Genomic DNA, 12815 nt, shown 5'->3' on the forward strand with positions numbered 1-12815 from the left:
TTCCTCGGCAGGGGTCGGCGTTCAACGCGCACGCTACTCCTCGAAGGCGTCGAGCTTTCTGGCCCCGTCGAATAGCGTTACGCTCTCCTGCAGGGCACTGACCCGAAACATGGTGAATATGGCAGCCGCGCCGATGACAAGCAGCGTGCCCAAGCCTCTGGATTGCGTGGGATCTGCGGCCCCGGAGTCGATCAGTCCGAAGCCCATCGCCCAGCTGAACAGGCCGGCAACAAAAAGGACACCACCGATGAGCCCGGCGGTCGCGCGCCCCCATCGAACCTGGTTCCGGAGTCGATCGATTCTGGCTGAAACGACGTCCTGGTGACCTCCTTCCTGGAGCAATTGCTTGTCCGCGTAGCTCAGGCCCGTGGCGATGTCGGGTTGGCTGGCCAGCCAGCGGGCTGCTTTTTCGGTAGTAGTCATGGGCTCAGGCGACGGGCAGCTAGTGGGAGAAGGAGGAGAGCCGACCCGGCCAGCCATTGGCCGGGTGTCAGTCCGAGGTAAGTGACATCGGCCACCCGGAGGAAATCGAGACCGAACCTGACGGGCATGTACAACGCGACAAACGCCAGCGCGAACGGGAAGTCTGCCCCAAACCGCTGTCGGAGGATGACAAACACCGGGCAGACGATGAGCGCCAGGAAGATCAGTTCGTAGAGCCCAAGGTCATGAAAAGCCTGTTCGGGAATCGGGACGGACGCCAGTTCGGCCTTGGAAAACGTCGAAACGGCGTACGCTTGCCCGGCCTCACTTTCCAGGGATACCGCCAGCGGAAAGTCGCTCAGCGATCCCGGGTGGTCATGAACGACGGCGCAGCCTGCGCGGCCGATTGCGAGTGAGAACGGGAACACGAAGGCGATGAGGTGGAGGTATTTCAGTGCGTCGCCGCGGCTAAGGTCGCGGGAGACGTATCGCATGAACACGGCCATGGCCGTGAGCCCCCCGATCATCCCGCCAAATGAGCTCAGGTGTTCCCAAAATCGCAGGAGGATCAGCGGGTCTCGCCGGATGGATTGCGGGAAGTAGAGCAGGACGGCCACTAGGTGCGCGCCGACGAGCCCGCCGACAAGGACCCAGGTCATGAGGCGGTCCAGGACCGCTCGGTCCAGACCCATCTGCCCGGACAGGCGACGCGCCATCCATACTGCAAGCGCGACCGCGGCGGCGACGAGCACGCCGAACGGCTGAATGGCCAGCGGTCCGAGGGAGAGTGGCGGGATGTTGATGAATGGGATCACGGGCGATGGGGTGGTTGCTACGTCCGGCGCGGGGCGCCACACCGACGATTGCGTGCAGCCGCCGGGGCAGCTCCTTGCTCACTCACGGTCGAGTATAAACTCGGGCGCCGATCGGTCCCTGAGGCACGCTTCCGCCTCTGCATCGCCGGCCGAATGATCGCCGATTGAGACGAATTTCGCCGCGACGCGCATCGCACAACCATCTCCACCCCAGTCCTGCGTGGGCGTGTGCCCCGCGCCGCGGACGACGACAACCCTGCTGTTCGAAAGAGTCTCCGATGCCTGCAAGGCCCACTTTGGAGGTGTGGCTGCATCATACTCCCCGGCAATGAGCAGCGTGGGCACGTCGCTGGCGACCGCCATCACTTCCCGTTGTGGGCGTTCAGGCACGCCCCATGCGTCACAGACGGATGGGACTACGACGGCCGACTCAAGGCCAAACAGCGCGTCGCCCGGTGAGGCCTCGCGGTTCCGCTCGGAGAATGGCAGGAACTCGCTGCACCAAACAGAAAGGCGCATTCCCCACGCAAAGCTGGAAGGACCGATAGATCCGGCCACTCGCGCTCGGATGACACTCGTATCCCGCCTGGCGATGGCGTCGAAGAGGAAGGGGGCTTCGGCGATGGCCGATCGGGAACCCGTTGATACGAGAGTCGCTAGATCCGCACCTCGCAGCGAAATCCCACGGGGCCCATTCTGTCCCCTGATCGTCACCGGGATCGGCTGGCCTTCGGCGTGCTCGAGCGCGGCGTAGAATCGCGATCGCAGTTCGGGAAAGGCCGAATCGCAAGCAGGGGCAGCGAAGCAGTCTCGAAAGATCAGGTCGAATGCCTGCTGGAGGTTGTCTGCGCTCTCGTCGTCATAGCGCGCTTGTGGCGGGAGGATCGAATCCAGGACCGCCGCCCGGACTGATTCCGGGTATTCCCGGACGAGCGCCAGCGCCAGCCGGGTACCGTAGGAGACCGCGTAGAGTGTCCATTGATCGATGCCGAGCACCCTTCGCAGGTCTTCGATGTCTTCGACGCTCGCCGCAGTCGTGTAATCGGCAGGGTCGATACCCTTCACGGTGAACTCCGCCTTGCAGCGGGCTGCCGCCGCGCGCTGCGAGGCTCTGCTCGCAGCGGCGAGGTCCGAAAACTGACCACCTGCCCGCGCGGCACCAAATTCGCGACAGGTCAGCGCCGGTTGGGCAAAGTCCGTCCCGCGCTGGCCGATAACAACGAAGTCCCGTTCGGATGTCCAGGGGTAGGCTCCTGGATATGCGGCCGCATTGAGCGCACTACTGCCAGGTCCGCCGGCCAGGTACAGGACCGGGCCCTCGGCGCTGGCACCACTTCTGGCGCGAAGCACGGCAACCGGCAGGCGAATCGTGGGACCGTCAGGATCCGCACGGTCCTCGTAAACGACAAGGTATCCGGTCAGCGCACGGAACGCGGACGGAACCGAAACAGGAAAACTGGTCGAGTCTGGCTCAAAACGTGGGATTTGTTGGTCGTGGTGCTGCGCTGAGGAGGGATGGACCAGCAGGAGCGTTGCGAGCAGGGCGGTCGGGAAGCGAGTCATTCACAAATCTGAAGATGACTATGAGATATCCACCTCGGGACGGAGGCGTTGAGAGAAGCTAACGCCGCCTGAAGGGCCTGCCGCTCCGCCCGTCGAGCACATTCAACCTTTATGCCCGGTCCCGATGTCGGACACCAGGTTGAAGGGGGCCTCTGCCGGTGATATCGCTCCAACGAAAATCGCTCACCACTCCCGGTACTTCAGCATCGCGTTGGCTCTGGATAGCGTCCGACGGACGGAGAGTCTTGCACCCTTCCGATATCGGCTCCATTTATACGCGTACGCGCGGAACTGGTCGTCACCGGTGAGCTCGTAGAGCGCCCAGGTTAGCTGCACGTGGTAGGCGTGGTACTCGTCGCCGGCAACGCGACGGATGGGGCCCGTCAAGTCGTACGCGGACCAGTAACCCAGATCGTATAGGGCAAAATTGCTGGACAGACTCTGAGTCGCGCGCGCAAAGAGTTTGTCGGCCTTGGCGTGTCCACAAGCGGCAAGGTCCAGCACGCCGAATAATGACGTGATAAGTCCGTTGAGGACGATGTTGGTCTCCTCGCGGGGGTATTCCTCGAACGCGACTCCGCCATCCGGAAATGCCGTCTGCACGCCCCCGTCTGCAACGCGGTGGAAAAAAGGCTGCAGAGCCTTCTTTGCAGCTGTCAGGTATATGTCCCGACCAGTCGCCTGCCAAGCTCGGGTCAGAACGGAAATCGCTCGCCCCTGACCCAAGGCGGATATCCACGGGGCTGGGAGCTGCGGCAGGGGCATCGTGTATGGGAAATGCAGCGCCACAGCCGTCTCATCGCCATGTCCAAGGAGCCAATCTGCCAGGTGCAGGAAGCGATTAAGGCGTGCGCCAACACCGGTCTTTTGATAGAGCCCCAGCTCGTACAGGGCTTCGTGACAGACGAATGTGACGTTGTAGTGCAGTCCCGAGGGGTACCGGTATCGTGGGATTCCGTCGTCGTCGTAGTCAAAGTCTCCATACATCCCCGAGAGCACATCCTTCACGCCCAGATCGACGGGATAAGCACCGATTCCGGTCATGCCTGCAAGGTCAGGGGCGGAAGAAGGAGACAGATGGCAATCCGGGCGATGGGCCCTGCGCCGCCGCATCCTACCAGCCGCGACGACCACCGTCAATGGCAGTTTTGCACCAATCGAAGGGCACAGCGTCTCCTCAGGACGGACACCCCAACGAGGGGCAGGGGCGCGACCTCACTCAGTTCTCCACCAGGTAAAGCTGCAGGCTCGCTGCGTTGTCTTCGACCCTGGCGAGGTAACCTGCGGCCGTGACGCCCTCCCCATAGGAAAGCACAACCCGATCCGCCGACGCAGGATTTCGATCTATCCACTCCTGCAGGATGATCTCGTACGCCCGGAGGTTGAGGAGTGCCTCTCGGGCAATCTCCTGCTTCGCAGTACTCGCTACATCCAACCTGAGCAACGCTTGCGTAACGCGATCCAGGTCAGGACCGAATCCTTCCACGGCATGCCGCACGTAGTAGAGCTCAATCGAATCCACGTTCGCGGAGCGGCTCATCCACGCCAGGCGCAGCATCTCTTCAGCGACCGCGGTCCGGATTACGTGGTAGTATTTGGAGCCGGAGGCCCTGTCAAGAAACTCTTTGGTAAGGGCATGGCGGTACAGCAGCCTGTTCCGCTGCCGCGTTAACTCGTTGGTCCCGCCGGTGTCCGGAGTCCCGGCTTGCATAATGCCAAACCTGAAGGCCTCGATCGTTTGCTGGGCCTCGGAAAAACCCTCGGCGTCGTCGAACTCAAGCTGCTTCAGTGATCGGATGGCCTCGACCCGGGCATCCAGTCCACTCAGACTTGGTTCCTCGGCAGCGTCCGGAGCATAGGCACAGCCAGACACCACCAAGAGCAGAAGTGACACTCTGCCGGCCCGACTCGCCGCCTGAGTTCGCTCAACCGCCACCCGCCGCTCCCCTCACCAACTCGTACGTCACTCCGAACTCCCGTTCGAACCACTCCGTCAGCGGATCGCCAGCATCCCTCAATAGCGCCGACAACATATCCCGGGGATCGATACTGGGCGCAGCGCCTTGCATTTCCGCCAGGACCGAGCCGTCCGGCTCTTTATTTCGCGGGACACGCAAGACCTCGAGGCACGCGTTCTGAAATACGCGTTCAGCGCGCTTCGTCAGCCGAAGCCCATGCGCCTTGGTGCGCTCCGCACCTGGCGGGGGCAGCACCTCTCGTACAGAGGCTCCAGCCCTCTCTACAGGGCAGCCCACGGATTCAAAAACGTGGACCACATCGTTTCCGGGCTCCGATAGGAGGTACAGGAGAATGTGCTCGGCATCCAACTCGCTGTGGCCCATTTCGGCTGCCGCCTCGGCGGATCCGCGGACAATGCGAGCTATCTCGGTGTTGGAAGGATCCATGGTGGGGGACGCAATTCAAACCTCTGCAAGGTCAGCGACCGCCCCCACCGATTCAAGCCGAATCGCCCTACCGCACCGTGTACCTCACCCCCACGTACCCATGCCGGGTCGCGGCCGGGAAGAATTGCGGGGCCCCGAATCCGGCGTTGCCGAACATCAGCACCTTCTTATCAAGCACGTTGTTGACGTCGGCAACCAGTTCCAGCCCCTCCAGCGCGCCACCAAAATCGTAGCGCAGCGACAGGTTCAGCAACCGGTAGGCATCAACGACGTGCTCATCGCTCGTACTGCCGTCAGGCAGCGTGCCGTTCGAGTTGTCGACATACTGCTGGCCCACAAAGGTGCCGAAGAGCGACGCCGTGAGACCACCGCGCGTGTAAGACAGCGCCAGGTTCGCCATGGCGTCCGGAAAACCGGCGATGGTGTTTCCGCTGCGATCCAGCACGTTGCCCTCGAAGTCGAACTCGGTGAACTCGATGAAGCGGTTGCGTGACAGGGTTATGTTTCCGGACAGGTCCAACCCCCGAGCCACACGCACGCCACCGTCTACCTCAATCCCGGCGTGCCGGGTTTTGGGCGCATTGCCGGTGCGTGGCACGCCGAACTGGTCCAATTCCCCGCTCGGCACTATTTCATCTCGGAACGCCATCACGAACAGGTTGCCGTTCACGTAGCCCCGCTCACCCCGCAGCGTTCCGCCCAGTTCGAGATCAATCAGCCGCTCCGGGCTGACGAAGGGCTCATCGGTGTTGATCGAACCGTCCGCGTTGACCGCAAACTGGGGTTCGAAACCAGCACCTGCCTCTTCGCCGTCGTACAGGGTCTTCATGCGCGGCTCTCGATTGGCCAGTGCCACGGATACATATGCGCTGCGCGCTTGCTCAGGATTCAGCGTCACGCCGATGCGCGGGTTCACGAACACGTACGACTTGCTGAACTCCGTGCCGAAATAGGCCTCGTCATGGATGCGATACCGGCGATGCGTCACCTGAACATCTGCCTGCACAGCGAGCCGGTCCGATGGCCTGGCCAAGTGGGTAGCGTACAGGGATCGAATCGCCTTCTCGCCGCGGAAGGAATACACACGCTGACCCTCATCTCCGATGAGCGCCGGGATGGGCAGATCCGATTCCTGCGTGCGCCCCCAGCGCAACGAGCGATGCAATCGCGCTTCTCCGCCCAGACGAGTCATCCCCTGTCCGTGCTCGAAGGTCAGGGACGGCTGCCAGCCTACCTGCCACTGGTCCAGGTACGCACGAAACAGGATCGTCGCTCCTGGCCGCGATACGAACAGTGGCAGGTCCTCGGTGCCCTCCGGGACGAGCACTTCGGGCAGGCGCAGGTAGTTCAGCGAGCGGAAAGTCCCATCGAAGTCAAAGTACCCCTCGCCCTTTATCCAGAAGAGACTCTGGTCGAACTCGACCGCATCGCGCACTTCAAGGTTGTGGTGCAACTCGACATGGGGCTGATGGAAGTCTTCCACCTCATCATTCAACGCGGAGAAGTTGTAGCGACGGTCAATCGTGCCGCCGAACCCATCGTCCACCGCCTCATCATTGGCGGCTTTGGGAATTCCGACGTACGCCAGACCGTCCCGCTGCGGACCGCCGTAGGCCTGCAGGGTCAAGGTTGAGCGGTCTCCATAGCGGGTGATACCGGCAAAGAACCGGGTGAACTCGGTCCAGGACCAATCGCGGTACCCGTCTGATTCGAGGCGCGAGAGTCTGCCGTACGCCACATACCGATCGCCCAGGAGGCCGGTGTTTCCGGAAATCGACATCCTTCGCGTGCCGAACGCGCCGAGTCCGGCTTCCACCCGGGCGTACGGATACGGCTTGTAGGGCATCGCCCGAATATTGATGGCCCCACCGATGGCAGCCGGCCCATAGAAGCTGGAGCCCGCACCGCGCTGCACCTGGATGTCATCAATCACCCCCTGGATGTCGAAGAAGTTGATCCAGAACACGTTGAATTCCTCGGGGTCATTCTGGGGAATGCCGTTGATGGACACAGCCACGCGGCGCTGGCCGAAGCCCCGCATGCGCAGGTAGCTGTAGCCGACGCCGTTGCCGTTTTCCGAGTACCAGGTGATTGACGGCAGGCTGGACAGATGTACCGGCAGGTCCTTCATTTCGGGCCGCCGGTCGAGTTCGGCGCGCTCCAGGTTCGACGCGGTGACCGGTGTCAGCTGAGGGCGGGCCCGGTTACCCGTCACCACCACTTCTGGCGCGGTCAGGGTGGCATTCCGAACGATGAGGGCGATGGTCTCATCGCCCGATACATCCAGCGGGATTTCCGCTGCTGTAAATCCCAGGTGGGTCGCCCGCACCGTGTAGGTCCCCGCCCGGATCACCAGGGAAAACTGGCCATCGTTGTCGGTGACGGTGCCGTATCGCTGGAGGCCGGTTGCAGCATCGAGCAGCACCACCTCGGCGCGAGCCAGGCGCTCGCCGTCTGTAGTCTCGACCGTGCCGCTGACGCTCTGGGCCGCGGCGGTTGCCGGCACCAGAATCAGGGCCAGCAGGAGAATTCTGAACATTGTTCGCTACGCGATTGGCGGCGCCGGTGCATCCTGGGGCCGCCTTCGCGAGGCGCTGTTTCCCTCCGCCGGTACGAGCCGGTTCAGGTTCCAAGGGTATGATCTCAGCCCGGGTTTCGGGCACCCCCAACAGGACGGTGGTCAGCCGCGTGAAAGAACGGGGGGTGTACTGCGGGCGTGGTGGGAGGTTCGGGGCGCGGCGTGAGTTCGCGAAGGCTCAACGTTACGCGAGTGGCCTGGCTGGGTCGAGGGGATGTATTGAGGCATCCCATGCGCTGACGGAAAGCGAGATCGGTCTCCGCCAGGCAGCGCGGATGCTTGGCACGTCCCCCACCCAGATCTACCGGCTGCTCGACACGACCGTACCTGGAAAACCTGTTGGCCAGCTCCTGGCGTTGCTGGCGCTCCTAGACCGAAAAGTGGAGGTGAGCGTGCGCAGGGCCGGATGAACCCGCTCAACCGTTCCCCCTCCGCGCCAACCGGCTGAACTCGCGCACAGCCCGCCCGTTGGCCTCCTAACCAGGAGGCACCAATGGCCAACATCATCATTCCGCCGGGCTGGCGGATCCACGATCGCGAAGCCACCGACCGAGGCGGCTACACGAACCGTCGGCAGTTCATGAAGAACACCGGCATGGCCATCGCCGGGCTGGCTGTGGCCCCCGGATGCATGGCGCGCAGCAAGCCGTCCATCGTCCCGGCCGGTCCCCTGGATACCATCCCGGACGATGCGCCCCGTGCCGGCCTCCCAGCCGCGAGGAATGCCCGGTATACGGTGCCCGAGCGACCGCTGACAGACCGTGTGACCGCCTCCAGCTATAACAACTTTTATGAGTTCATCTCGACGGGTGATCTCAAGAACGTGTGGCCACTCGTCGGCGACTACGACCCGTTCCCTGAGACGATCAAGGTGCGGGGCATGGTTGAGGAAGACCTCGACCTGAATCTTTCCGAGCTCATCGAAGAGATGGATCTCGAGGAGCGATTGTACCGCTTTCGGTGCGTCGAGGCCTGGTCCATGACCATTCCCTGGACAGGCTTTCCCCTCGCGAAGCTCATCGAGAAGTGCCGCCCGACATCGAGGGCCACGCACGTCGCCTTCATTTCGGCCAACAAACCGCAGGAGATGCCCGGCATCGTCAATGCGCCCTGGTATGACTGGCCGTATTTCGAAGGCCTGCGCCTGGACGAGGCCATGAACGAACTCGCCTTCGTCGCCACCGGCATGTATGGCGAGCCGTTGCCAAAGCAGAACGGCTCTCCGATTCGCCTCGTGCTGCCCTGGAAGTATGGCTACAAGGGCCCGAAGGCCGTCGTCGAGCTGCGCTTTGGAGATCGCGAGCCTGCGACGTTCTGGAATAAGCTGCAGCCGGCCGAGTATGGCTTCCTTTCCAACGTGAACCCGTTCCTGCCGCACCCGCGATGGACCCAGGCGTCCGAACGCTTCATCCGAAGTGAGTCGGACATCGAGCGCCGGCAGACGGGGCTCTTCAACGGGTACGCGGAGTTTGTGGGCGACCTGTATCCGGATGAGCCGAAGACGCTGACCCGCGGCGTGGTGCGGTGATGGCTTCCGCCGCAGCGCGTGCGGCGTGCTTCCTCCTGGCGATTTGCTGCTCTGCCGATTTGGCAATCGGCCAGGGGCGCTGCGAGCAAGCGGCACAAGTTCACATCTGCAAGCATCAGGCTGTCGGGCCGACGCTCGTACTCGCTGCCGGAGCAGGACAGGATTCCAGGACATGGGACACGGTTCTGGACAGCCTGGTGGTGCTCGGTAGCGTGGTCACGTTTGACCGACCTGGCCTGGGGCGGAGCCCGCTTGTTCAGGGGCCGCGCACGCCCACGGTGATCGCGCTGGAACTGCGCGAGGCTCTGTCGTCGCTCGACGTGTCAGGTCCTCTCGTGCTCATCGGCCACTCCATGGGCGGCGTGCACATGCTGCGTTTCGCCGATCTCTTTCCGGACGATGTCGCGGCCGTCGTTCTCATTGACACCCCGCCTCCGAGCTTTGAAGAGGACCGCCTTTCACTCCTCACCCCGGAGGAACAGGAGCGGCGCGCCGAAGCACTGGCGGCAGGCCGGTCCCGGGCTCCGGTGGTGGTAGGGCTCGAAAGGGACGGGGCGAGGTCCGAGCCGTGGGCTTTTGAGGGGCTCCGACCGGACCTGCCAGTGACGGTTGTTGTCGCGGACAGCCAGGATTTTGGGGACCTGGGCAGTCTTCAGGCCCACCGCGATCTCTGGATGGAGCGGTCTTCTCAGTGGCTGAAGCTTACCGACAAAACCGAACTTGTCGTCGCGCACGGCAGTGGACACATGGTGCATCGCGAGCAGCCGGAATTGATCGCGCGGATCGTGGCGGGGATTGTTGCCGACCTGGATTAGGGCGTCGAGGTCTGCTCGCCGTCGATGAACCGTGAGAGCGTTTCCACCAGCACCGCCGGCTGCTCCCACCAGATCACGTGCCCCGCATCGGTTACGAAAACGTACCTACCCAGCGGCGCGAGGGCCGCATGCTCGTAGGTCGCTGAAAAAGGCAGATAATCACACGCACCCTGCACCACCAGGAGCGGAACCGGCGACTCGCTCAGCGGCTGTCGCCAGTCGTCCACGCCCCCGTACCAGTTGCTCCACCCGTGTGAATAGAATCCTCCACCTCCTTCCTCCGGTTGTACGGCCTCCGGATCGCAGACCATGTTTCGCGTAATTCGGGTGGCGATGGAATTCAGCACACCATCCGCCTCCGTGTCAGGCATGAGCTTGACGTTGAAGGTGGTAGCCAACGCCACGGAGGCAATGGCACGGACCGGCCATGCTGAGAGCCCCATCTCGGCAACCCTCTCCCGGGGCGGCCTGAATACCAGGGAGTCCGGCACCGGATAGCGGACTTCATTCACCCACGCCCCGGACTCGTCAAACAGAGGCGGCTCGATCCCGCCGGGTGAGACCAGTATGGCGCTCTCGACAAGCCCGGGGTGCGTGGCCATGAAATAGGACGCCAGCTTGCCTCCGTAGGACTGCCCCACCAGGACCACCGGGCCCTGGGCGATGTGCTCCTCGACAATCTCCACAAGATCTGCCGCATGTCCCAGGAAGGTGTAGTCCTTGGGGTTGGGCAGCCGATCGGAGAGTCCGGAGCCAACCTGGTCGTAGAGGAACACGTCACGCCCCAGCTGGGAAAGCCTGCCAAACGTCTCTGTGTATGACGAATGGATATAGCCGCCGGGACCACCGTGCAGCACCACGATCGGAGCTCCGCTCGCCGATCCCTGCGCCTTCACGTGCACATGGGCGATGCGGTATCCGCCGTCCATGTCCCAAAAGGCTCCCCCATCGCGAGAAGCCATTCCGGGGATCGTGGGATCGACCGGTATTGCTATTAGCACCAGCAGCACGAGCAGGCCTGCGAGCAGGCCCAGGCCCAGCAGCTTGCCGATCTTCTTCATAGAGCCGAGAGGACGTGGAGGGCCTGGCCCTACGGCAGCGCCGTCCCCGCAGTTGCGGAACCTGCCCGCCCCACCTGCCGATTCCACTCGATCGCCCCTACCAGCGTGATCAGGAAGGCCACGAGCGCCATCGCCATGTTGCTCAGGGCGATGCTGCGCTGCGTACGCCCGATTTCCGTTATCACCACCTCTTGCGGCGCTCCAAGATTCACGCGGACCGCCAGACTGTCCGAATTGTCCACGCGATGGGCAATCGAGTACGGCAGCGCGAGCTGCTGCCACGTGCGTTCGGTGCCGTCTTCGAGCACCACGCGGAGGTCAATTTCCGCATGCGTCACGTCTTTGCGATCCGAGCGGAAGTACCGCAGGACTTCTGCCTGCGCGGCCTCACCATTCGTGAGTGTCGCACCGAGATTCTGATACACCATCGCCTGCTGCGTGGTGAGCGCGGCGAGTGCCAGCGGCACGATCCAGAACAGGCGGGCAATCAGGCGGGACGTCTTTGATTCCATGGCGCGAGCGGTCGGGGTAGCGGATCAACCGCTGCCCCGATTGGGTGTTCGACCCGCCGGGCGCGTTCCGGCAAGACTTCACGCTTGGGGCTGCCAGGGTGTGTCGCGGGCCTGCAGTTCCGTCCACCGGACCCCATCGCCCGAACTCAGTTCAGGAAGAGGTACTGCTTCCACTCCTCACCGAGCGCGCTGCCCACGTAGTCGCGGATGTACATCACGTGACTCGGACGGAACGGTTTGCGGCGGAGCTGCATGCGGGCCTCTTCCGGCGTGCGATTCCCCTTTCGGTTGTTGCAGGGCACGCAGGCCGTTGCAAGGTTCTCCCATGTGTCTCGCCCGCCACGGGAGCGCGGCATGACGTGGTCAATGGTGAGTTTGTCTCGAGAGCCGCAATACTGGCACCGGTTGCGATCACGACGCATCACGTTCTTCCGAGTAAGCGTGACCTTCTTGTACGGGATCCGCACGTACGTGCGCAGGCGGACCACGCTCGGCCAGGGCACCTCCGTGCTCGGGCTTCGGATGAAGCGACCATCCTCCGCGGAGACCAAATCCGCCTTTTGCAGCAAAATCAGCACGGTTGCGCGCTGAACGCTGCAGATGGTAATGGCTCGATAGTCCTGATTCAGCACGAGGACATGTCCACTCATGGGTGCACCTCCCATGCGCGGACCCTGGGGGGTTCGGTGGTTATTCCGAAGGCGACCTCCTTGGGTTTGCGTTACTGCCTGACGGCGGTTGCAATAACGGTCTCAGAGCGTCCGTGCCCTGCGAACGCATCCATAGAATACGTATGCGGGTTTACAGAGCAAAGGCCATAACGGCAGCCTGCGGGGTTTGGGTCGCTTGTCGTGGCTTGGGCCTCCGGGGCGGCTGGGCGGCGGGGCGGCGGGGCGGACCTGCCGGATGCGCGGCGGGCGCGGACCTGCCGCGGCGCAGCCTGCCGGCCGCCCCCGGGCCGGGCGGCCGGACCTCTCGATTTTCCCGCAACGTGGAATGCGGGGTCGCTTTTCCACCCGGCCCGAGTCTCCCAGGGAAGGGACTGTAACGTCTTTTGTGTAATTGGTCGTTGAGCACATCCGTAAGATGAAGGATGGACTCAGAGAACAACCCCA

At 63.2% G+C, this 12815-nt stretch carries 12 protein-coding genes and 1 riboswitch; of the genes, 2 read left to right on the plus strand and 10 right to left on the minus strand.

The genetic code is table 11. The features are described 5' to 3' along the window. Positions 1–33: 33 nt before the first annotated feature. The 7 genes from JJ896_14500 to JJ896_14530 all read right to left on the minus strand — a co-directional run bounded on the left by JJ896_14500 (position 34) and on the right by JJ896_14530 (position 7745). A complete protein-coding gene (locus JJ896_14500) occupies positions 34–423 on the minus strand; it encodes a hypothetical protein (GenBank protein ID MBO6780861.1) in 390 nt (129 codons plus the stop codon). After that, on the minus strand, positions 420–1238 hold the full coding sequence (locus JJ896_14505; GenBank protein ID MBO6780862.1) for a prolipoprotein diacylglyceryl transferase: 819 nt from the start codon (positions 1236–1238) through the stop codon (positions 420–422). The genes JJ896_14500 and JJ896_14505 overlap by 4 nt, the downstream gene beginning before the upstream one ends. Before the next feature lie 78 nt (positions 1239–1316). Further along, the gene (locus tag JJ896_14510) at positions 1317–2801 is read right to left on the minus strand and encodes an alpha/beta fold hydrolase (protein MBO6780863.1); all 1485 of its coding nucleotides are present in this window, start codon (positions 2799–2801) and stop codon (positions 1317–1319) included. A gap of 183 nt (positions 2802–2984) precedes the next feature. After that, a complete protein-coding gene (locus tag JJ896_14515; protein ID MBO6780864.1) occupies positions 2985–3845 on the minus strand; it encodes a hypothetical protein in 861 nt (286 codons plus the stop codon). 175 nt (positions 3846–4020) lie between these two features. Further along, positions 4021–4695, minus strand: a complete 675-nt coding sequence (locus JJ896_14520) for a hypothetical protein (protein MBO6780865.1) — start codon at positions 4693–4695, stop codon at positions 4021–4023. 31 nt (positions 4696–4726) lie between these two features. Beyond that, complete coding sequence (locus tag JJ896_14525; protein ID MBO6780866.1) at positions 4727–5206, minus strand: hypothetical protein; 480 nt, start codon at positions 5204–5206, stop codon at positions 4727–4729. A gap of 67 nt (positions 5207–5273) precedes the next feature. Then, positions 5274–7745, minus strand: a complete 2472-nt coding sequence (locus JJ896_14530; protein ID MBO6780867.1) for a TonB-dependent receptor — start codon at positions 7743–7745, stop codon at positions 5274–5276. Between the two features lie 43 nt (positions 7746–7788). After that, positions 7789–7883: riboswitch (TPP riboswitch) on the minus strand. 394 nt (positions 7884–8277) lie between these two features. Between JJ896_14530 and msrP the strand changes: the two genes are divergently transcribed. Then, positions 8278–9312, plus strand: a complete 1035-nt coding sequence (gene msrP, locus JJ896_14535) for a protein-methionine-sulfoxide reductase catalytic subunit MsrP (protein MBO6780868.1) — start codon at positions 8278–8280, stop codon at positions 9310–9312. Next, positions 9312–10127, plus strand: coding sequence for an alpha/beta hydrolase (locus JJ896_14540; GenBank protein ID MBO6780869.1), 816 nt, complete (start codon positions 9312–9314; stop codon positions 10125–10127). Before msrP ends, JJ896_14540 begins: the two co-directional genes overlap by 1 nt. On the opposite strand, the gene JJ896_14545 is transcribed toward JJ896_14540, so the two are convergent. The 3 genes from JJ896_14545 to JJ896_14555 all read right to left on the minus strand — a co-directional run bounded on the left by JJ896_14545 (position 10124) and on the right by JJ896_14555 (position 12350). Next, positions 10124–11188 carry an alpha/beta fold hydrolase gene (locus JJ896_14545; protein MBO6780870.1) on the minus strand — a complete coding sequence of 355 codons (1065 nt, stop codon included), beginning with the start codon at positions 11186–11188 and terminating at the stop codon, positions 10124–10126. The genes JJ896_14540 and JJ896_14545 overlap by 4 nt on opposite strands. Before the next feature lie 29 nt (positions 11189–11217). After that, positions 11218–11700 carry a hypothetical protein gene (locus JJ896_14550; protein MBO6780871.1) on the minus strand — a complete coding sequence of 161 codons (483 nt, stop codon included), beginning with the start codon at positions 11698–11700 and terminating at the stop codon, positions 11218–11220. Between the two features lie 146 nt (positions 11701–11846). Continuing rightward, positions 11847–12350, minus strand: a complete 504-nt coding sequence (locus tag JJ896_14555; protein ID MBO6780872.1) for an HNH endonuclease — start codon at positions 12348–12350, stop codon at positions 11847–11849. Positions 12351–12815: the final 465 nt, after the last annotated feature.

This window comes from Rhodothermales bacterium (assembly GCA_017643395.1).
Taxonomy (GTDB): Bacteria; Bacteroidota; Rhodothermia; order Rhodothermales; family UBA10348; genus JABDJZ01.